This is a genomic window from Pseudomonas sp. SMN11 (assembly GCF_052041945.1).
GTDB lineage: Bacteria > Pseudomonadota > Gammaproteobacteria > Pseudomonadales > Pseudomonadaceae > Aquipseudomonas.
On the sequence record NZ_JBKGGW010000039.1, the window covers coordinates 38,981 to 57,654 of the forward strand.

The 18,674-nt window shown below is 60.9% G+C and carries 17 protein-coding genes and 6 pseudogenes; 9 read left to right on the forward strand and 14 right to left on the reverse strand.

The annotated features are described in order from the left end of the window. Window positions 1-282 precede the first annotated feature (282 nt). The gene (locus ACLEJU_RS24390) at window positions 283-1,167 is read right to left on the reverse strand and encodes a LysR substrate-binding domain-containing protein (RefSeq protein WP_435421399.1); all 885 of its coding nucleotides are present in this window, start codon (window positions 1,165-1,167) and stop codon (window positions 283-285) included. 118 nt (window positions 1,168-1,285) lie between these two features. Here ACLEJU_RS24390 and ACLEJU_RS24395 point away from each other — a divergent pair, with 118 nt between their 5' ends. Further along, complete coding sequence (locus tag ACLEJU_RS24395; RefSeq protein WP_435421400.1) at window positions 1,286-2,041, forward strand: class II aldolase/adducin family protein; 756 nt, start codon at window positions 1,286-1,288, stop codon at window positions 2,039-2,041. Window positions 2,042-2,051: 10 nt separating this feature from the next. Here the strand turns inward: ACLEJU_RS24395 and ACLEJU_RS24400 are convergent, their stop codons facing one another. From ACLEJU_RS24400 to ACLEJU_RS24420, 5 genes and pseudogenes are all read right to left on the reverse strand, one after another. Next, window positions 2,052-4,151: an ATP-binding protein gene (locus ACLEJU_RS24400; RefSeq protein WP_435421401.1), complete on the reverse strand. Its 2,100-nt coding sequence runs from the start codon at window positions 4,149-4,151 to the stop codon at window positions 2,052-2,054. Continuing rightward, window positions 4,141-5,643 carry an ATPase domain-containing protein gene (locus ACLEJU_RS24405; RefSeq protein WP_435421402.1) on the reverse strand — a complete coding sequence of 501 codons (1,503 nt, stop codon included), beginning with the start codon at window positions 5,641-5,643 and terminating at the stop codon, window positions 4,141-4,143. Before ACLEJU_RS24405 ends, ACLEJU_RS24400 begins: the two co-directional genes overlap by 11 nt. A 113-nt stretch (window positions 5,644-5,756) precedes the next feature. Continuing rightward, window positions 5,757-5,867 (reverse strand): annotated as a pseudogene (locus ACLEJU_RS24410) (NAD(P)-dependent oxidoreductase); the annotation flags it as partial. Beyond that, window positions 5,867-6,016, reverse strand: a pseudogene (locus ACLEJU_RS24415) (NAD(P)-dependent oxidoreductase); the annotation flags it as partial. The pseudogenes ACLEJU_RS24410 and ACLEJU_RS24415, both read right to left, overlap by 1 nt. A 312-nt stretch (window positions 6,017-6,328) precedes the next feature. Beyond that, window positions 6,329-6,611, reverse strand: a pseudogene (locus ACLEJU_RS24420) (SDR family oxidoreductase); the annotation flags it as partial. Between the two features lie 74 nt (window positions 6,612-6,685). Here ACLEJU_RS24420 and ACLEJU_RS24425 point away from each other — a divergent pair. Then, a pseudogene (locus ACLEJU_RS24425) lies at window positions 6,686-6,994 on the forward strand (TetR/AcrR family transcriptional regulator); the annotation flags it as partial. A gap of 17 nt (window positions 6,995-7,011) precedes the next feature. Here the strand turns inward: ACLEJU_RS24425 and ACLEJU_RS24430 are convergent. After that, window positions 7,012-7,890, reverse strand: a complete 879-nt coding sequence (locus ACLEJU_RS24430) for a LysR substrate-binding domain-containing protein (protein WP_435421403.1) — start codon at window positions 7,888-7,890, stop codon at window positions 7,012-7,014. 101 nt (window positions 7,891-7,991) lie between these two features. Between ACLEJU_RS24430 and ACLEJU_RS24435 the strand changes: the two genes are divergently transcribed. Beyond that, a complete protein-coding gene (locus ACLEJU_RS24435) occupies window positions 7,992-8,951 on the forward strand; it encodes a DMT family transporter (RefSeq protein WP_435421404.1) in 960 nt (319 codons plus the stop codon). Between the two features lie 81 nt (window positions 8,952-9,032). Then, the gene (locus ACLEJU_RS24440; protein ID WP_435421405.1) at window positions 9,033-9,344 is read left to right on the forward strand and encodes a DUF1330 domain-containing protein; all 312 of its coding nucleotides are present in this window, start codon (window positions 9,033-9,035) and stop codon (window positions 9,342-9,344) included. A 56-nt stretch (window positions 9,345-9,400) separates the two neighbouring features. Here ACLEJU_RS24440 and ACLEJU_RS24445 read toward each other — a convergent pair whose 3' ends face one another. The 3 genes from ACLEJU_RS24445 to ACLEJU_RS24455 form a co-directional block, all read right to left on the reverse strand. After that, the gene (locus ACLEJU_RS24445; RefSeq protein WP_435421406.1) at window positions 9,401-10,222 is read right to left on the reverse strand and encodes a helix-turn-helix domain-containing protein; all 822 of its coding nucleotides are present in this window, start codon (window positions 10,220-10,222) and stop codon (window positions 9,401-9,403) included. Between the two features lie 2 nt (window positions 10,223-10,224). After that, the gene (locus tag ACLEJU_RS24450; RefSeq protein WP_435421407.1) at window positions 10,225-10,443 is read right to left on the reverse strand and encodes a hypothetical protein; all 219 of its coding nucleotides are present in this window, start codon (window positions 10,441-10,443) and stop codon (window positions 10,225-10,227) included. Between the two features lie 79 nt (window positions 10,444-10,522). Then, window positions 10,523-11,596 carry an NAD(P)-dependent alcohol dehydrogenase gene (locus ACLEJU_RS24455; RefSeq protein WP_435421408.1) on the reverse strand — a complete coding sequence of 358 codons (1,074 nt, stop codon included), beginning with the start codon at window positions 11,594-11,596 and terminating at the stop codon, window positions 10,523-10,525. Between the two features lie 198 nt (window positions 11,597-11,794). Between ACLEJU_RS24455 and ACLEJU_RS24460 the strand changes: the two genes are divergently transcribed. Further along, a complete protein-coding gene (locus ACLEJU_RS24460) occupies window positions 11,795-12,721 on the forward strand; it encodes a universal stress protein (protein WP_435421409.1) in 927 nt (308 codons plus the stop codon). Window positions 12,722-12,748: 27 nt separating this feature from the next. Here the strand turns inward: ACLEJU_RS24460 and ACLEJU_RS24465 are convergent, their stop codons facing one another. Then, complete coding sequence (locus ACLEJU_RS24465) at window positions 12,749-13,297, reverse strand: N-acetyltransferase family protein (RefSeq protein ID WP_435421410.1); 549 nt, start codon at window positions 13,295-13,297, stop codon at window positions 12,749-12,751. Window positions 13,298-13,478: 181 nt separating this feature from the next. On the opposite strand from ACLEJU_RS24465, the gene ACLEJU_RS24470 reads away from it, so the two are divergent. The 4 genes and pseudogenes from ACLEJU_RS24470 to ACLEJU_RS24485 all read left to right on the forward strand — a co-directional run. Further along, on the forward strand, window positions 13,479-14,405 hold the full coding sequence (locus tag ACLEJU_RS24470) for a universal stress protein (RefSeq protein ID WP_435421411.1): 927 nt from the start codon (window positions 13,479-13,481) through the stop codon (window positions 14,403-14,405). Next, window positions 14,396-15,763 carry an MBL fold metallo-hydrolase RNA specificity domain-containing protein gene (locus tag ACLEJU_RS24475; RefSeq protein WP_435421412.1) on the forward strand — a complete coding sequence of 456 codons (1,368 nt, stop codon included), beginning with the start codon at window positions 14,396-14,398 and terminating at the stop codon, window positions 15,761-15,763. Before ACLEJU_RS24470 ends, ACLEJU_RS24475 begins: the two co-directional genes overlap by 10 nt. 20 nt (window positions 15,764-15,783) lie before the next feature. Beyond that, the gene (locus tag ACLEJU_RS24480; protein WP_435421413.1) at window positions 15,784-16,428 is read left to right on the forward strand and encodes a hypothetical protein; all 645 of its coding nucleotides are present in this window, start codon (window positions 15,784-15,786) and stop codon (window positions 16,426-16,428) included. A gap of 69 nt (window positions 16,429-16,497) precedes the next feature. Next, window positions 16,498-16,749, forward strand: a pseudogene (locus tag ACLEJU_RS24485) (phosphoribosyltransferase family protein); the annotation flags it as partial. On the opposite strand, the pseudogene ACLEJU_RS24490 reads toward ACLEJU_RS24485, so the two are convergent. From ACLEJU_RS24490 to ACLEJU_RS24500, 3 genes and pseudogenes are all read right to left on the reverse strand, one after another. Further along, window positions 16,744-16,911 (reverse strand): annotated as a pseudogene (locus ACLEJU_RS24490) (erythromycin esterase family protein); the annotation flags it as partial. The pseudogenes ACLEJU_RS24485 and ACLEJU_RS24490 sit on opposite strands and share 6 nt — an antisense overlap. A 59-nt stretch (window positions 16,912-16,970) precedes the next feature. After that, window positions 16,971-17,540: an N-acetyltransferase family protein gene (locus tag ACLEJU_RS24495; protein ID WP_435421414.1), complete on the reverse strand. Its 570-nt coding sequence runs from the start codon at window positions 17,538-17,540 to the stop codon at window positions 16,971-16,973. Between the two features lie 96 nt (window positions 17,541-17,636). After that, window positions 17,637-18,500, reverse strand: a complete 864-nt coding sequence (locus ACLEJU_RS24500) for a universal stress protein (protein WP_435421415.1) — start codon at window positions 18,498-18,500, stop codon at window positions 17,637-17,639. Between the last annotated feature and the right edge of the window lie 174 nt (window positions 18,501-18,674).

Consider the following 18,674-nt stretch of genomic DNA (forward strand, 5'->3'; position numbering starts at 1 on the left):
ACAAACGTCAGTTCCTGCTCCACGCTGGATCAGGCGCCGAGATCCAGTGCTGACTCAGATCAGGATGACGATAAGTTCGCTTTCAGGTGGAGTGGGACGAGCCCAGGTACACGTCCCTACGAAGAATTCTAGAGTGCCCTTACCCAGGCCCATTTTGAGGAGATGCTGGCTGCAGCAAGCGACCCGGGGATAATGGGAAGGTCACCCGTCCTCTGAACGTGCTATGCACTAACACGCGCCCAATGGCAGCACATCGCTGCTGAGCGAGGTGAGGCGGCCTGCCTACGTCGTGTGGGCGAGTGTGTCGATAAGCCAGTCGCTGAACGCCTTGACGATGGGGCGCTGCGCCTTGGCCGGATGGCAGACCAGAAAATACGAACGATTTGCCCGTGTGCTGATGTCGAACGGGCTCACCAGCACGCCACGCCTCAGTGCGTCGCTGCTCAGCAGGCTGTCGCCCATCGCGATGCCTTGGCCTGCCAGGCAGGCGGCCAGCGCACAGGGGGCGTCGGAGAACAGGACGCCGGATGACGCGTCGACCTTGTTGCGGCCCGCTGCCCCCAGCCATACCCGCCAATCCGTGTAGTCGTTCATGTGCAGCAAGGTGAAGTTCGACAGGTCATCGATATGCCGGAGACCGCCGTTGGCGTAGAGCAGTTGAGGGCTCAATACCGGAAAATAGTGCAGGTCCATCAGCGGCATTACCTGCAGATTCGGCCAGTCACCCGTGCCGTAGGCAATGAAGATATCCGCTTCGCTCGAACTGGTATCGGCCGGCGTGCGTGGCGAGATCAGGTGGAACTGGACCTGAGGATGGAGCGTCATGAACGCGTTGATGTGCTGGCACAACCAGGCGCTGGCAAAACCGGTATTGCAACTGACGCACAGGCGCCCCGCGATCTGTTGCCCCTGTTCACCTGCTGCGGCCAGTTGCACGCGCTCGAGGATCTGCTGCACCTCCCGGGCGTACTGCTCGCCTCGAAACGTCAGCCGGATGCCACGGCCAATGCGCTCGGTCAGGGCGAACCCCAGCTGCTCCTCAAGCGTGCCGATGCGGTGACTGACCGCACTCCGTGTGAGGCTGAGTTCGTCAGCTGCACTGGAGATGCTGCCGAGTCGTGCCACGGCATCCAGTGCGCGAAGCGCGGTCATTGAAGGGAAGTGCATAGGCCCCTGCATAGCGTGTATTGGTGAAACTAACACTACATGATCTGCGAAATTAATTCGATTGTTGCTTGTTTCAATTCACCGATACTGAGCTCACATCAGTATTGGAGCGAACGACATGACCGCAACCGAGCAAACGCTGCGCGAGGAATTGGCCGCCTGTTACCGGCTAGTCGCGCATTTCCGCATGACCGACTTGATCTTCACCCACATCTCGGTGCGCATACCGGGCCCGGAGCAGCATTTCCTGATCAATCCATACGGGCTGATGTTCGACGAAATCACCGCCTCCAGCCTGGTCAAGATCAACCTGGACGGGGTTCCAGTCGGTGATACGCCGTACGCCGTCAACCCGGCCGGTTTTGTCATCCACAGTGCCATCCACCGTGCGCGCCACGATCTTCAATGCGTCCTGCATACCCACACGCGCGCTGGCTGTGCAGTTGCCGCCCTGGAGTGCGGTCTGCTGCCCGTGAACCAGATATCCATGGAGTTCTACGGCAAGGTTGCCTATCACCACTATGAAGGGATTGCCCTGGACCTCGATGAGCAGCAACGCCTGGTCGCAGACCTGCAAGACAAGAATGTGATGATCTTGCGCAACCACGGCCTGCTGGCTGGCGGGCGCAGTGTGGCCGAAGCGTTCCTCAGGATGTACTACCTGGAAAAAGCCTGTGAGATACAGCTCGCGGCCCAGCAGGCGGGTCAGTTGCTGCTGCCGAGCCATGAGATTTGCGCCCATACCGAGCGGCAGTTCAATGAGCCGCAGCGCGAGCTGAAAGAAGGTGAGTTGACCGATCCGGGGGCCACTGCCCTGGCCTGGACGGCCTTGCTGCGCATGCTGGACCGTGTAGCGCCCGGCTACCGCGACTGAACCGCGATCCTTAAGGTTGTGCGTCATTCGGCTCAAGCATCATGCTCACGCATTCAGCGAGCGCTTGTAGCGTAAAAGGTTTGGTGAGCAGCCGCATGTGTTCGCCCAGAAACGACTCTCTGTCAGCGGCTGCCTGGGCGTAGCCTGTCAGGAACAGCACCGGTAGCCTGGGATACCGTTGCTGTGCAATCTCGGCCAATTGCCTGCCGTTCATGCCCGGGAGGCCAACGTCGGTGACCAGTATGTCGACACTCTCCATCGTCATCAGTACGTGCAAGGCTTCCTCTGCGTCACGTGCAACGAAAATTTCGTAGCCCAATTCGCAGAGCACCTCCCGGTTCAGCATCCGGACGGATTCATCGTCTTCAACCAGCAGAATGCGTTGTCCCGTTCCGTGATTGGCCGAGTGGCCCGTATCGACAGGTGGCTCGAGCGCGTTGTCAGCCGTTGGGAGGTACAGGGAAATCTTCGTGCCCTCACCGGCAATGCTCGAAATCTCCATTTTTCCCCGGCTTTGCTTGGCAAAGCCGTAGACCATCGAGAGGCCTAACCCTGTGCCTTGCCCGATGGGTTTGGTGGTGAAGAACGGCTCGATGACTTTGGGGATGAGTTCAACGCTGATGCCCGTGCCGGTGTCCTCCACATCAATCCGGATGTAACGGCCGTCGGCGAGCTCATCGGCCGTTGGGGCCTGACCCGCAATCAACACTTCGTGTGTCGACACTGTGATCGTCCCGCCGTTAGGCATGGCATCGCGGGCATTGATGACCAGGTTCAACAAAGCGTTTTCCAGCTGGTTGGTATCGGCGAGGGCCCAAGGGAGCTGGTCGCTCAAATTCACCAACACCCGGATCTGCTCGGTCGCGGAGCGCTTGAGCAAATCGTAAAGGCCGCCAATCAGGTCGTTCGCCGAGAACGGCCTGGCGTCCAGCGATTGTCGGCGGGAGAACGCCAGTAAGCGCTCGGTTAGAGACGCGGCGCGCGTGGCGGAAGCCTGAGCGGCATCGATATAGCGCTCAAGGGCGTCAACGCTACCTTTTTTAAGCCGCAGGCGAAGCAGGTCGAGCGCGCTTAAAATCCCTGTCAACATGTTGTTGAAGTCATGGGCAATACCCCCAGTGAGCTGCCCGACGGCTTCCATCTTCAGCGATTGTCGCAGTTGGTCCTCGGCCCGCTCACGCTCTCGGCTTTCCCTGTGGAGCTGCTCGACAGCCAAGGCAAGTGCCTGGGTACGGGACGCGACTTGTGCTTCCAGTGACTCGTTGAACTCACGTAGCGTGAGTTCTGCCTGCTTCTGATCGGTAATGTTGACGATGACAAGTGCCGCCCCAATGATCGCGCCCTGGGTCCCCCACAGCGGGACAGCGCTCATTCGGATCCATGACGCGTCATGACCCACCGGCTTGTGACAGAACACTACGCCATCGACAGCTTCTCCGCGCAGCGCCCTCGCGCCAGGGAACATGTCTGGCTTGACCCGCTGCCCGTGACTGTCCACTGATACCCAGTGCTCTTGCCCGCTGCCGCCTTTGGATGGAATGACCCGATCCGGAACGTATCGGTTATAAAGGGGGTTGCTGATCAACGATTGCCCGTTGATGTCGACGAAGCTGATGCCGACAGGCACATTCTCCAGCAGAATGCGCAGGCGCTCTCTTTCCAGCGCGAGCTCTGAAACACGATCCCTCATGTCGAATTGTCGCGCGCGTGACTGCCACGCGGCAGCGATGGCGCTCATCAAGGCAGATGAACCCATGGGACGCTCAAGTACCACTACGTTCGATGCACTGGCGGGCAGGCGTCTACGCACCACGTCAATGTCCTTGCCGGCGCTGTTGCGACTGGACGTGAGCAGCAGGATGGGAATGTCAGACCAGGAAGCCTGATCAGCCAGGGCGGTGCCCAGGCCCTGGGTGTCTCCCGTCAGGGCCTCTTCGGTAATCAGGATGATGCCTGTTTCATCGCCAATTTTCCGGGAGAGCGAGTCCAGGTCAGCGCATGCCTGTACCCGGTACAAGGTACCGGCCACCCGTTGCAGTACAGCAGCATCCCCACGGAAGGGCGCCACAATCAGCAACGACCGTTCTGGTGAACGGCGGCTAGCGTCCAATGGTGCGACCTTCCAGCAAGGGGGCTTGGCTACCAAAATACTCAGGTGTACCCGTAAGGATGCCCTTGAACTTCGTCAGCGGCTCGCCCACGCGAACGCCCTTGCTGTCGATGTTCAGTTCGCGAATGGCATCCTCGTGGGCTCCACCCCGGTTCTTCAGGATGGAGATCGCTTTGCGCAGACGGCCTTGGGCTTCAAAAAAACGAATCAGGATCACCGTGTCAGCGACGTAAGAGATATTCAGGCTGGTAGCCATCGTGCCGACCAGGCCGCTCTGCGCGTTGATCAGGAACGTTGCCACGCCATGTTGGGCGAGGTAGGAGAGCATTTCGTGCATCTGCAGAATCAGCTGCTGCTCCTGGGGCATCGCGGCCAGGTAGCCATTGAGGCTGTCGATAACCATCATCCGTGCATTACGGGTCTCTACCTCGGTACGAACCCTCCATGCAAACTCGCCGGGCGATATTTCGGCAGGGTTGATTTGCTCTATCGTCAGAGTGCCACTGGCGATGTACTGTTGAAGCGGGAAGCCCATGGCTTCGGCTCTGCTTAACAGTGTGCCCACTCGTTCATCGAACTCGTATACGCAGCAGTATTCGCCGCGCTCGCACGCCGCTGCCACGTAGGCGAGTGCCACCGTCGTCTTGCCCGAGCCGGCAGGGCCGGTGATCAGGGTGCTGGTGCCTCGTAGCGGCCCTCCAGAGAGCAGTCGGTCCAGCTCATCCATACCACTGGCTATAGCCTCAAGCTGGAAGTCCGAGTGTTGACCTGCCGCGATCATGCGAGGAAAGACATGCAAGCCTCCCTTGACGATAACGAAGTCATGGTAGCCAGCAACGAAGTCGACGCCTCGCAACTTCTGAACCTGCAACCGCCGACGTGCAGCGCCGAAATCAAGGGTTATCCGTTCCAGGGTGATAACGCCGTGGCAGATGCTATGGAGGTGATTATCCAGTTCACCCTGGGAGGTCGTCAGGTCGTCCACCAACAGAACAGTGATATTCAATACTGCAAAGTATTGTTTCAGTGCCAGTACCTGGCGGCGGTATCGAAGAGGGTCCTGCGCCAATAGCCTCATCTCGGACAGGCTATCGAACACCACGCGAGAAGGTTTGGATTGCTCGACCCTTTGCTGAATCAGTTTGATGGTATTGCCAAGTTCGGCTTCCCAGGGATGCAGAATGGTCTGCTCTGCTGATTCGCCGAAGATTTCGTCTGTTTGCGACAGTTCGAACACGTCGATACCCTTCAAGTCCCACCCGTGCGACTGTGCGACGCTCTCCAGCTCATCCGCAGTCTCGGAGAGTGTCACGTACAGCACCGACTCATTGTTGGCCACGCCATCCAGCAGGAACTGAAGACCTAACGTGGTCTTGCCTGCACCCGGCGTCCCCTCTATCAAATAGAGCCTGTGCACAGGAAGTCCGCCATTGAGGATGAGATCCAGACCCTCGTTGCCAACGGACAATGTTGTGGGCGTCTTACCGGGCATTCAGCATATTCCTCGTCTCGATCGTGACATTGGGGCGGTTGGCAGCAAGAACTGTCAGCGCATCAGCTGAATCTAGCAGCTCTTTCATGACCTTGACCTGCACGATGCCCGCCTCAAAGGATCGGTTTGCCGCCGGTTACCGCATAGCGTGAACCACTGATGTAGCTGGCCTCATCGGAGCCCAGCAGCACGTAGATCGGCGCGACCTCAACAGGCTGCCCCGGATTCCGCTGTCAGCGCCTGTGATGAGCGCAATCTTGCCGGCCAGGCGGTTGTGGCCGGTATACGACTGCTCGCCGCAGTCTGGATAAGGTTCCATCCTGCGTTGTGAGCCTGGAACGGCTTGAGGCTGCGAAGGGAAGGGGGCGTCGGGAAGTCTCGCATGGGAGAAGCTCCTTCAGTCGGGGTATCGTCCGGCTTGCGGCAGGTAATCAGGTTGCCGTGCAGGCGCAAAGTTCAAAGGCAATGCTTCAGCGGCGCCTGCGTTGCGCGTGGGTGATGATGAAACCGGCCAGGAAACCGATGACTGCCGCACTCAGCAGTAGCGGTACCTTGTCCTTGCGGGTCAAAGCGCTGGCTTCGATCCGTCGCCGCGTCTTGGGTGGCAGGGCATTTTCGGTAGGTTTCACCTCACTCTGGGCACGGCTTGGCACCGTGTCGGCTGTGTCCGTGTCTTCAGGCATGGCGCTGACTTCCAGTCTGGAAAGCTTCAGTGCTGTGCCATCCACCAAGGTCAGCGTCAGGTTTTCTATGTCTCCCGCTGCGCGATCAGGAAAAACGGGTTCGCCTGCGGCATCCAGGTTGTCGTAGATGAAGCGCTTGCCCTCCAGCCAGCCTACTGCGGTCAGTAATTCGGGACCGAGGTAGTACTTTCCATCGAGAAAGAAGCCTGGGAACTGGTGAGCGCGTTCTACGTTCTCCACGCAGTAACGTTCTCCCGCCCTCATGCCTGTTGTTTGATCAATCATGACCGCGACCTCCCTATGCTCGTATTGGCATGGAGGCCCGCGAGAGCGGACCTGTTCCGAGGGGCTGACCAGTGGGCTCCCTGGCAGCGGTCGTCGATCAGATCGACGCCGAGATGAATGAGCGGCTGCGTGCCATCAGCGACACCGACGAAGTTGCCTGGGACGGCTTTCGCCGGCGCTGCCGCGCCTACCTCGAAATGGCGCTGGAGCCACCGATCCAGAGGATCGTGCTGCGTGATGCGAAGACCGTGCTCGGTGGTGGCTCACCGAAGGCCCAGCGGCATTGCATCGAGTCGATGCAATGCTTGATACAAGGCCTGATCGAGCAGGGCGTGGTTGCCGATGTTCCCGCTCAGGCACTGGCCTCGCTGCCTTCCGGGGCCTGATCGCAGTAGAACAGTCAGGCTAGCGAGGCTTTGGATTTAAGCCAGTCGTAGAGCAGTTGCGCTCCCTGGCCAAGCGATCTGCCCTTGGCTTTGATCAGGTAGTAATCCTTCTCGGTTCGCAGGCCGATCGGAAAGATCTGGATCAGACGGCCTTGCTGGACGTCTTCCTCAACCAGCCATGGGCTAGTGAGCAACATGCCCTGGCTGCGTCTTGCAGCATCAATGGCGAGCTCCGACTGATCGAACTTCAAGCGTCTGTTTATCCCATCAAAGGACATCCCGATCTGTGCCAGCCAACGCGACCAGTAGGCGTGTGATGTGGTGTAAAGCAGCGTTGAGCCAGGCATGTCTTCATGACGCACCAAGTTCAACCGGTCCCGGTATTCGGGGCTGCAGTAGACCCTGACCTCGTCACCGAGCAGCAGGAAAGCATCCAGGTCCGGATGCTCACCGTCGAAATGACGGATAGCCAGGTCGAACTCGCCTGCTTGAAGGTCGGCAGGTTCCACCGACGCATTGAGGTGCAGTTCCAGCGCTGGGTATTCACTTGTCAGTTCGGGTATCCGTTTGGCGAACCATGAGTTGGCCAAGGCCGGAGGCAGGCTGATCCGTACTTCCCAGGTTCGATCACTGCGAATGCCTGCATTGGCTTCGTCGATCTGCTGCAGCGCAGGCTTGATTTGCTCCCAGTACCGTAGTGCCTGCTCTGTTGGCTCGAGCTTTCGAACACTGCGGATGAACAGTGGGATGCCCAGCCACGCTTCCAACTTACGCAACTGCTGGCCTACCGCTCCCGGCGTGACAAACAGTTGCCGAGCGGCCAGCGTTGCGCTGCCGGTTCGCATGACCGCGTCGAAGCAAGCAACAGCCTTCAGGGGAGTATCTGCTCGCATGGTGCAGTTTTTCTCTCTCATGGATGCAAAACAGATGATTTGTAGCGCGTCGGCCAGCCCAAGACAATCGCTCCATCAAAATACGTTGGATGCGATTGACCATGGCAATACGAAAACCGGTGGATGGTATGGCTGCAGGGCTAATGGTGCTGCTTTGCCTGACGTGGGGCGCTCAGCAAGTTGCCATCAAGGTGGTTGCCCACGATGTTCCGCCAATGGCCCAGATAGCACTTCGCTCCGGCGTTGCGGCGATCCTTGTGCTGGTAGCGGGCAAACTCTGGAGTCGAGAGCCGTGGCTCCCTGGGGTATGGCATCGCGCCGGCTTGGCAGTAGGCCTGTTGTTTGCTGCAGAATTTCTGTTCATTGCACAAGGGCTGCGCTATACCAGTGCGTCACACATGGCTGTCTTCCTCTACACCGCGCCACTCTTCGTGGCCATGGGGCTGCATTTTCGTTTGCCAGAGGAACGCTTGAATCACTGGCAATGGACGGGCATGGCCGTGGCATTTGCAGGCATTGCAATTACCTTCCTGGCTCCTCGTGAAGGGGCTTCAGCAGTTGATGCAATGAACAGTCTTTCGGGTGATGTAATGGGGCTTTGCGCAGGTGCTGCCCTAGGCTTCACCACCGTGGCGGTTCGTGTGAGCAAGCTCAGTGAAGCACCGGCTACCCAGACGCTGTTCTACCAACTGGCAGGTGCTTGCCTTGTCCTGCTGCCGGTTGCTTGCGCGAGTGGTCAGATCGATTCGGATTTCACTCCCGCTGTCTGGCTGAGCCTGGCCTTTCAGACAGTCGCGGTATCCTTTGCGAGCTACCTGATCTGGTTCTGGATGCTCCGGCGCTATCTCGCTGCGCGTCTTGGCGTGATGTCTTTCATGACGCCACTCTTCGGTGTGCTCATGGGGGCATTCTGGTTAGACGAAGAGATGAGTCCAGGCTTCGCCTTTGGGGCAATCCTGGCCTTGGCCGGAATCCTGATTGTCAGTTTGAGCAAAGGGCGCGCGGGGCATCTGTCGCCACCTGCGTGTGGGAGGACCATCAAGGAAAAGCCCCAGCCATGAATGTCCTCATCGTTCATGGTGCTCCCGAGCCTGGCTCGTTACAGGTCACAATTCGCAGTTGATATGTGCAAACCTCAATAAATGTCTAGCAAGGAAACCGCAGATGAAGGGCTACTGGATATCTTTGGTGGTGAGGTTGTCGATCAGGATGCGCAGGCGGAGTACGGGCGTCTCTGGACCCCAATCGGTGAAAAATATGGGGCCAGGATCAAGGTGATGGGTGCCGAGGCATTGGTAGAGGCGCGTCTGAGCAAACGCGTACTCGTCGTCGAGTTTGCAAGCCTGGCGGTGGCCAAAGCCTGCTACAACGATCCGCTGTACGTGCAGGCCAAGGCGTATGCAACCAAGGCTTCCCAGCGTGAGGTGATCATCATCGAGGGAGAGTTGCCCTGACCTTTGAATGCTGACGAGCATCCCGATGCCCAAGGCCACGGCGCCATGGCCAACATTCAGCGTGTCGAGCATGGCGCTTTCAGGCATTGCTTGCGTTCACCGTCAGGGCCGCCTTGCTCGATCGCCATCAATGCTGGCATGTCGAGTATTTCCACCAGCCTGCCGCGCAGGCTGACGATGCCTTGCGCACGCAAGCGGGCGACCGAACGGCATACGGTCTCCAGGCGCAGGCCAAGGTACGAAGCCATGTCCTCGCGCGACATGCGTAACATGAAGCCATGGGCGGAGTAGCCACGGTTGACGAAGCGCCTGGACAGATTGATCAGGAAACTGGCCAGGCGCTGCTCGGCGGTGAGGTTGCACAGCATCAGCACACGCTCGTGCTCACGCACGATCTCCCGGCTCATCAAGCGGTTCAGGCTTTGCTGCAAGACCGGAAAGTCGCGTGCCAGCGCTTGCAGGCGACGATAGGGCACCGGGCAGACTTCGCTGTCTTCCAGGGCGATTGCGTCGCATACGTGGTGGTCGGTGGCTATGGCGTCCAGGCCGAGCACGTCACCTGGCATCCAGAAGTTGATCACTACACCCTGGCCTTCGGCGCTGTTGAGGCTGGTCTTGAAACTGCCGCAGCGCACGGCATAGAGCGTGCTCAAGGGCGCATTGGCATTGAACAGCGCTGCGCCCTTGCGGATGCGCATGCGCGGCCCGATAAGCGCGCCCAGGCAACTGTTGTCATGCAGGGGTAGACCGGTGGGCAGGCACAAGCCGCTGACCCGACAATCGCGGCACAACGTGACCAGCGGTTTCAGGTGAACCGGTGGGGGCGTGTGCAACAAAGCAGGCGGATCGAGCAGCGTGACTTTCAATTGGCCAGACATGTTCAGGCCTCCTTCGCACATCGCACATCCACCCGGCCGCTAGCACCGGAGCGGGGCGACCAGTCCGCCAACATGTCCAGCGAATGGGGGGCGTTGAGGCGGGCGTTGAGCCGCTCGACGAACTGCTGGGCTTCAGCGGCGGTGCTGAAACTCACTCGCCAGTCGTCCATGCGGACCCAGCATCGGTTCTGTTCGGTATTGTTCTCGACGTAGACGTTCATGGGTGCCTCCGAAGCATGCATGGGCAAGAAACTGCGGAACGACGCAAACAAAGGCGTCCTTGCCTCCAGCGCGCGAGGGTCAGGGGGTGATCGCCACTTTCATTACCCCATCGCGCTGGTGGGCGAACAGTTCGTAGGCGGCTTCGATGTCATCGAGGCGCATGCGGTGCGTCACCAACGGTGAAACGTCGACCCGGCCACTGGCGACTACCGCCATCAACCGGCGCATGCGTTCCTTGCCGCCGGGGCACAAGGTCGTGATGATGCGGTAGTCACCCAGGCCCGCGGCGAACGGGCCCAGTGGTAGGTGCAGGTCGGCGCTGTACACGCCCAGGCTGGACAAGGTGCCGCCCGGCCGCAGCACTCGCAGCGCCGCCTCGAAGGTGGCTTGCGTGCCCAGTGCTTCGATGGCCACATCCACGCCGCGCCCGCCGGTGAGCGCCATGATCTGCTCGACCACGTTGCCCTGCCTGAAATCGACGATGTGATCGGCACCCATGTGCCGAGCGACGTTGATCCGCTCGGCCACGGTATCGACGCCAATGATGGTGGTCGCGCCGAGCAACCGGGCCCCGGCGACCGCGCACAGGCCGATCGGCCCCAGGGCGAACACGGCCACGGTGTCGCCCAGGGTCACGCCACCGCGTTCGGCCCCGGAAAAACCGGTGGACATGATGTCCGGGCACATCAGTACCTGCTCGTCGCTGAGCTGATCGGGAATGGGCGAGAGGTTGGCCATGGCGTCCGGTACACGGACATATTCGGCCTGGCAGCCGTCGATGATGTTGCCGAACTTCCAGCCGCCGATGGCCTTGAAACCATGGGCGGTGCCCACGCCGTCCTGCGAACTGCACCCGCAGAGGCAGGCGTTGCTGTGGCCGCTGGGGGTGATGGCGCCGGCGATGACCCGCTGGCCTTCATGGAACCCCTGCACCTGCGAGCCGAGCTTTTCGATCACACCCACCGGCTCGTGGCCGACGGTCAGCCCCTTGGCCACCGGGTACTCGCCGCGCAGGATATGCACGTCGGTGCCACAGATCGTGGTGGTGGTGATACGTAGCAAGGCGTCCAGGGGGCCGATGTCGGGTATGGGCTTTTCGTCCAGCACGATACGGTTCTTGTCGACGAACACCGCTGCTTTCATGAGGGCCATGGCACGCCTCCGGGGCGGGAGATTGTTGTTGATATGGGTGTAGCGTGCGCCCGGCAATCGGCGATACGTTGATCCGCGTCAAGTTTGTGTGCTGCGGGAAATACCGTTGGTCCGTGGGGCGTCAGTTGACAAACGTCAAGTCTGCAAAGCGCGGGTGAACGATGCTCCAGTTACGTATCGCAACCGCCGAGGTGTGCCATGGAAACCCCGCAAAGACTGCTTTTGATCGCATCGCCGCTGATGCGCCGAACCCCTGTCTACGACCGCGCCGCCGCCTTGGCCAAGGCCAAGGGCATGGCGCTGCACATCGTGGCTTTCGATTATGTGGAAGGGCTGGCCACAGCGGGCCTGGTCAATGACCAGGCGCTGGCAGTGATGCGCGAAGCCTATGTGCAGCAACACCGAGAATGGCTGGAAAACCAGGCGCAGCCGATGCGGCGCAACGGTGTAACGGTCACCACGGAAGTGGTGTGGGTGCAGCATCCCTTGAACGAGATCCTGGTGCACTTGCGCGAACAGCCATTCGCCCTGTTGATCAAGGAATTCGAGCATGAGCCCTGGTGGGCGCGTGCCATGTTCACCTCCCTGGACATCCAGCTGCTGCGCGAAACCCGCATCCCGCTGCATCTGGTGCACAAGGCCAGCCACGCGATGCCACGCAGGATCCTGGCGGCCGTGGACCTGTCCAGGCCCGAGGACCAGTTCGAGGGCTTCAATGATCAGATCATCAGCGAGGCGCTGAAACTTGCGCTACAGTGCAACGCGCAGATCGAATTGCTGTATGCCTACGACCTGGGTTCGATGTACCTGGATGCCGGCGGCAGCCGGGAGCATTCCTTCCTGTTCGATTCCAACCTCGCCCAGACGCTCCATGAAGCCCAGAGCGATGCCTTCCAGGCCCTTGCCGAGCGCAATGGCATTGCCGTCGAACACCGCCACATGCGCATCGGCGATCCGGCCAAGGTCCTGGCCGTGTTCATGGACAACAATGATATCGACGTACTGGTCATGGGCAGTTATCACCACCATGGCATCGGCTGGTTCATTGGCAGTACGGCCGAGCGGGTATTGCATCGCTTGTCCAGCAGTGTGCTGGTGATTTCACCCGAGCGTTCCCAAGGTTAAGGTACAAGGCCCGCAAGGGCCTTGTTTTCAGGCTCGCAGGTCAAGCTCGTGGAGAATCTCGCTGACATCGCCACCCAGGTACCGTGAGCTGAACCCCAGCCCCTTGGTCAGCCGGTGCATGGCGTAGTTGTTGGCCAAGTCCCTGGAAATCATCCACTCATAACCACTGCGCCGCGCCGCGTCGATCAGGTGCTGCAGCAAGCGCGTCCCCAAGCCTTGGCGCTGCCAGTCCTCATGCACCGCTACCGCACACTCGCATCGCGGGCTGCCCGGTATGCCGGCGTAACGGCTGACGCCAATCTGCTGCAGGCAGCCGTCGACGTGAGCCAGCGCGATATACGCCATGCGCTGGTGGTAGTCGACTGGCATCCCTTGCGGATCCAGGCTGGGCAGGCCGCCACTGAGCCCGGCGATGAAACGGAAGCGTCGGGACTCATAGGCAATTGTGCTGAGAAAGCGCCTGTCCCGGTCATGGTCCTCCTCGCGCAGCGGGCGAATCAGCACGGGGGTACCGTCATCCAGCTTTTCGACCCAGTGCTCGCAGGCATTCGGCTGTTCTGTCTGCTGCGTGTTCATGGTGCCTCCCCATTTCCCGGATAGATGCCTGAAGCCGTTGTAACGTGGCGCGCCGCCGTGGTTCTGACAATGGTCAAGTTCGGGGTGGATCATCTGTTTCTGATCTGCATCAAACGCCAGCGCGCCAGCGCTCGGAAAATCCCCTCATCACATCCCAGCCGCGCAAGCCCGGAGGTTCATCATGGGTCAATTTCGACAACTGCTGGTGCTGCTTACCCAAGTCGATCCCCATTCAGCCGCGCTGCGCAGGGGGCTGGCGCTGGCGCATGTCAGCGGTGCCAGCGTGCATGTGCTGGGGTTGTTTGAACCGAACGAGGAGCACCTGCTGCGCGAAGAGCGCCTGAACGAGGCTGATATCAAACGCCAGTACGACCACTACTGCGTGCAACTGCGGTCGCTGGTCGAACGGCACCGCGGCAGCGGTGTGACATTGACGATCGACAGCCTCGCCGCCGACGACATCCGCAGCGAGGCCATCGACTACATCAGCGAACTGCAGCCGGATCTGGTCATCAAGGACAGCGAATCCGCGTCGGCCCTGGCGCGGCTGTTCGATACCCCGCTGGACAGTGCGCTGATGCGCGGTTTCAAGGGGCTTACCCTGTTAGTGCCGAAAGCGGCCGTTTCATTGCCTCGGCGCGTTCTGGTCGCCGTGGATACCTGTTTCAGCGAGACGCCAGAGGTTCAGGAACGGTTCAATCGAGGGCTGATTCGCGTCGGCCAGGCGTTGGCACTCCAGTGCGACGCCGCATTGCATCTGCTATCGGCCTACAACCTGGCCGGGGTGTTCGCCGCGGACATGAACGTCACCCAGGCGTGGATCGAGGAGATGCGAGAGGCGCTTCAGGAACCTTTCAACGCCTTGGCCGAGGCCGAAGGCGTGGCGCAGGACCGTCGCCATTTCCTGGAGGGCGGGCCGGTGCAGGTGATCCGCGAACAGGTCGCTGCCCTGGATATCGACGCCGTGGTGATGGGTGTGGTGCAGCCCAAGGGGCTGGACAAGCTGCTCGGCGACACCACAGAACGCATCGTCGGCCACCCTCCGTGCAGCGTGCTCGCGGTTCATCCTCATGTGTTCGAAAACCAGGAGCCTTGGCCATGCATCTGACCTTTCTCGGCGGCACCGGGACGGTGACCGGCAGCAAATTCCTGTTGACCCGCGACCGTACGCGGATACTGGTGGACTGCGGGCTGTTCCAGGGCTACAAACAGCTGCGCCTGCGCAACTGGGAGCCCTTGCCACCGGCACTGCGGGCGCTGGATGCGGTCGTGCTGACCCACGCCCATCTCGACCATAGCGGCTACCTGCCGGTATTGGCCAGGGAGGGCTATAACGGACCGATCTATGCCACTCCGGCAACCTGCGCCCTGGCTGAAGTGCTGCTGCTCGACAGCGCACGGCTGCAGGAAGAGCAGGCCGACCATGCTAATCGCCACGGCTATTCCAAACACACGCCGGCGCGGCCGCTTTATACCGAGCAGGATGCCAAGCAGGCGCTGGCACTTTTGCGCCCGGTGGAGCTGCATCAGGCAACGCCGATTGCCGAGGGCATGGACCTGCTGCTGCGCACGGCTGGCCATATCCTGGGCGCGGCGACGGTGCAGATCAGTGCCGAGGGCCAGACCTTGGTCTTCTCGGGTGACTTGGGCAGGCCGCAAGACCCGGTCATGCGGGCACCGGAGCTGATCCGCACGGCGGATGTGCTGTTGGTGGAGTCCACCTACGGTGATCGTCAGCACCCAGCGGAATCGACCGAGCAGTATCTGGCCCAGGTCATCAACCAGACACTCCTGCGCCATGGCATCGTCCTGGTTCCTTCGTTTGCTGTCGGGCGCGCCCAGCTGCTGATGTATTACCTCTACAAGCTCAAGCGTGACCGGCTGATCCCGGATATCCCGGTGTACCTCAACAGCCCGATGGCCACCGATGCCACTGTCCTTTATCAGCAGTTTCGCAACGAACATCGGCTACCGGCGGCGGAGTGCGCCGCGATGTGCAAGGGCACACGGATCATCCGCACGGTCGATGAGTCCCGTCACCTGGACCAGCTGCGCGAGCCGGCGGTGATCATTGCCGCCAGTGGCATGGCCACCGGCGGCCGGGTGCTGCACCACCTGAAGGCGCTGGCCCCCAATCCGCGCAACAGCATCCTGTTCTCCGGTTTTCAGGCGGGAGGCACGCGCGGCGCCGATATCGTCGCTGGCGCCCACAGCGTCCGCCTGCAGGGTGAAGACGTGCCCATCCGGGCGCAGGTGCACGCCATGGAAAATCTCTCCGCCCACGCCGACGCCGACGAAATCATGGAGTGGTTGCGCGGTTTCACCCGGCCACCACGGCAGACCTACGTCATCCATGGCGAGCCACACGCCGCCGACACCTTGCGACGGCGCATCAGCCTGGAGCTGGGCTGGCAGGTGTGCGTCCCGGAGTATCAGGAAACCGTTGCCATCGACCCTGTGCGCTGAACCCGGCGCGGGAGTTAGTCATGAATACGCAAGCACGAGCGAAACTACGGGCCTGGATACACCGCCCCAGAGGCAGCCTGGGCTGGATCGTGGCTATCGCCGCGTTACTCATCGCGGTGTCTGTCTACCGCGCCGTGAGCCCGAGCTGGCGCATGCCCATGCGCGATCCGGCCGTGCTGCTGAGCCTGTTGGCCTTGTGTGTGGCGCTGGGCTGGGCCGTGCAGCGCGGCGTCAAACGCACGGTCGGCAAAGCCATTTTCAACGGCCAGGAGACGGGCTGGCAGGCCAGGCTGGCCTTCCTGCGCTCAATTACCCGGGAGTCGAACGTGCTGATGGGCATGCTGTTGCTCCTGGCGGTATTGGGCGGTGCCACCGTATGGCTGGCCGGGCGCTCCGTGGCGCAAATTGTGGAAAACTGCACGGCCAACCTGCAGGCACAGGTGCAGGCGCCTGAAAATGAGCAGCTTGCAGCGTTGGTCGGCAAGCCTGTTTGCACCTGCCTGGCGCAAACCTTCCTCCAGCGTAATGGGGTGATCCGCCTGGCGTTGTTCGAGACACCGATGCAGGAAGTGAGCGGCCTGAAGGCGCTGACTTCCGCTGATGAACAGCATTGCCTCACGCGGTTCGATCTGTTGCCCGAGGAGGGGCGTGCAGTCACGCCTTGAAGCCATCAACGGCCCCATCGGAAGCTGCCATGACAGGCGCCCATCGCGGCGCGGGAGGTGTCCATGTCCGCGGTGTTCGACGCCGTGGTTGCCAGGGAAACCGAGGAGCTGGCGCGGCGCGAGCGGGCCTGCCGGGGAGGGCGGCCAGCCCTGCAGCTCAAGGATCAGGTGGTGATTCTCATCGATGATGGCCTGGCGACCGGCGCCACGATGAGGGCGGCTATCCAGGCTGTGCGAGCCCAGTCACCGGCGCGGATCGTGGTTGCCGTCCCGGTCGCACCGCCAGAAACGCTTGAAGCGCTGTACCGTGAAGTGGATGACACACGCGTCAGCGTAGCGGTCGAGCAGCGTTGCAAATGCCGGCGCATCCGGGTCCGGCAAAGGTTCGGCGTACTGATGAAGCATCGGCGCAATATCGGCAGTGTCGACCTGATACTGCTTGCCGTAGAGTTTTTCCATCAATTTCTTCGAAGGGCCGTTCATGGGTGCCTCCCGTAGTCGGGCCGCCGCGCCTTGATCCGTCAGGGGGCGGCGGCCCTGGGTCAGATCAGGGAGAGCCGGTGGATGACCTGGCTGGGGTCATCCGGGTCGGCGGCGGTGGTGAACCCCGCCGCCTTGGCCAGGTCGCGCATCGCGTGGTTGGCTGCTGCGTCGACCGAATACATCTGCCGCAAGCCCTTGGCCCGGGCATGGTCGATCAAGTGCTTGAGCAGCAGGCGACCCAAGCCATGGTGTTGCCAGCTGTCCATGACGGTAACGGCGCATTCGCACTCGTCCTTGTCGCTAGCGGTGGCGTAGCGGGAAATGCCCACTTCTTGCAATTCGCCATCCACGTGTGCGAGGGCGACGTAGGCCGCCTGGCGATCCTGGTCAACCTTCATCAGCTGGTCGAGCATGGCTTCACCGGGCTCCTTGAGCTGGCACAGGAAGCGGAAATGCCGCGACTCGGGCGACAGCCGTTCGATGAAGGCTTTTTCGCGTTCTCGGTCCTTGGCCTGCAGGGGCCTGATCAGCACGTGAACGCCGTTTTCAAGGGCTTCGATCCAGTATTCACCCGAAGGCTTGGGGAACGAAGGCGTTGTGTGCACACGGGAAGTCTCGGCGGGCGCCATGGCGATGTCCTCTATGTCGAATGAACAAGGAAGTTCAGTTTCGACAACAGGCCTTGCGCTGACTTGACCGTTGTCAATTGCTTCACTCATGACCTGTCAAACCGATTGAAAAAGCTCCCCCGATTCAGGGAAAGCCAACTCCTGCTGGCCCGCCTTGGCATGAACCACGAGCAAGCTGCATTTCAGACTGGTTAGCAGGTATTCCAGGGTCGCGAGCTGCCAGGCGCGGTGAGGACTGGTAATCACCACGGTGTCGTAGCCGCAGCGATTGGCGTACGCGCAAAGGGTCTGCGCAGATGATCCGACGATCAGCTGGTGATGGATGTTAGGGACGCCTAATTGCGTGGCGAAACGTTTGAATGCACTTGCGAGGCTTTCATACGAGGGGATTTCCGCCAGGCTGTAGTGCTCGCTGTGACGCAGCATGGCAGTTTGGTCATAAACGCAGAACAGATGCATCTTCGCCCTGCGCGCATGACTTATGAGCCTCGCAGCTTCGACGACTGCGGCATTCGCGGCGCCGTCGTCCAGATCTTCGCAACTGGCTGGCGCCGCGACGAACACCTTGGCTTGGTCACGCGCTGTTCGTTCCCGTGCGAACAACACGGGGCAGGGCACAAGCGGCATGAGTTCGAGACCGAAACTGACGTCCCCGGTCGCTGGTGCCTGCAGGATCACCAGGTCGGCGTCGCATGCCCTGGCCAGTTTGACCACCGCTTTGGCCGTGGGCTTGATTCGCCTGACCTCGGGCTCCACGTGTATGCCGCGGTCGAGGAAGACCCTGACCAGGCTTTTCTGCCGATCCAGGTCGTCAAGGGGTCTGGCCTGTGCAGCTGGCGCTGGCTGGATGGCAAGGGTCACCGAGGCGCCGATTGCCAACGCCAGCTCCAGCGCCTGTTCGATAGCCGGATCGTATCGATCTTCATCGGCGACAATTACAAGCAAGCTACTTATTTGCATGATCTTTCACCTTTTGGCAGATAGCGCCACCGGCAAAGGGTGGGGTGTCAACGAAGCGTTCGACGCTTGAGCATGCGGGCCTGGGCAAGGGGCGGTTTGATCTTCATCAAGTCGCTTCGGGCAGCGGGGGGACCCCGGTTTGAAACCCCCCCCCCCCCTCCTTCCGCCCCCCAC

Bases quoted from the DNA above. Each gene is read 5' to 3' on its own strand.
- ACLEJU_RS24405 (WP_435421402.1), bottom strand. From the start codon at position 5,643: ATGCCCGGTAAGACGCCCACAACATTGTCCGTTGGCAACGAGGGTCTG.
- ACLEJU_RS24455 (WP_435421408.1), bottom strand. From the start codon at position 11,596: ATGGCCCTCATGAAAGCAGCGGTGTTCGTCGACAAGAACCGTATCGTG.
- ACLEJU_RS24430 (WP_435421403.1), bottom strand. From the start codon at position 7,890: ATGCGAGCAGATACTCCCCTGAAGGCTGTTGCTTGCTTCGACGCGGTC.
- ACLEJU_RS24465 (WP_435421410.1), bottom strand. From the start codon at position 13,297: ATGAACACGCAGCAGACAGAACAGCCGAATGCCTGCGAGCACTGGGTC.
- ACLEJU_RS24495 (WP_435421414.1), bottom strand. From the start codon at position 17,540: ATGGCGCCCGCCGAGACTTCCCGTGTGCACACAACGCCTTCGTTCCCC.
- ACLEJU_RS24440 (WP_435421405.1), top strand. From the start codon at position 9,033: ATGTCTAGCAAGGAAACCGCAGATGAAGGGCTACTGGATATCTTTGGT.
- ACLEJU_RS24500 (WP_435421415.1), bottom strand. From the start codon at position 18,500: ATGCAAATAAGTAGCTTGCTTGTAATTGTCGCCGATGAAGATCGATAC.
- ACLEJU_RS24460 (WP_435421409.1), top strand. From the start codon at position 11,795: ATGGAAACCCCGCAAAGACTGCTTTTGATCGCATCGCCGCTGATGCGC.
- ACLEJU_RS24475 (WP_435421412.1), top strand. From the start codon at position 14,396: ATGCATCTGACCTTTCTCGGCGGCACCGGGACGGTGACCGGCAGCAAA.
- ACLEJU_RS24395 (WP_435421400.1), top strand. From the start codon at position 1,286: ATGACCGCAACCGAGCAAACGCTGCGCGAGGAATTGGCCGCCTGTTAC.
- ACLEJU_RS24480 (WP_435421413.1), top strand. From the start codon at position 15,784: ATGAATACGCAAGCACGAGCGAAACTACGGGCCTGGATACACCGCCCC.
- ACLEJU_RS24390 (WP_435421399.1), bottom strand. From the start codon at position 1,167: ATGCACTTCCCTTCAATGACCGCGCTTCGCGCACTGGATGCCGTGGCA.
- ACLEJU_RS24445 (WP_435421406.1), bottom strand. From the start codon at position 10,222: ATGTCTGGCCAATTGAAAGTCACGCTGCTCGATCCGCCTGCTTTGTTG.
- ACLEJU_RS24435 (WP_435421404.1), top strand. From the start codon at position 7,992: ATGGCAATACGAAAACCGGTGGATGGTATGGCTGCAGGGCTAATGGTG.
- ACLEJU_RS24450 (WP_435421407.1), bottom strand. From the start codon at position 10,443: ATGAACGTCTACGTCGAGAACAATACCGAACAGAACCGATGCTGGGTC.
- ACLEJU_RS24470 (WP_435421411.1), top strand. From the start codon at position 13,479: ATGGGTCAATTTCGACAACTGCTGGTGCTGCTTACCCAAGTCGATCCC.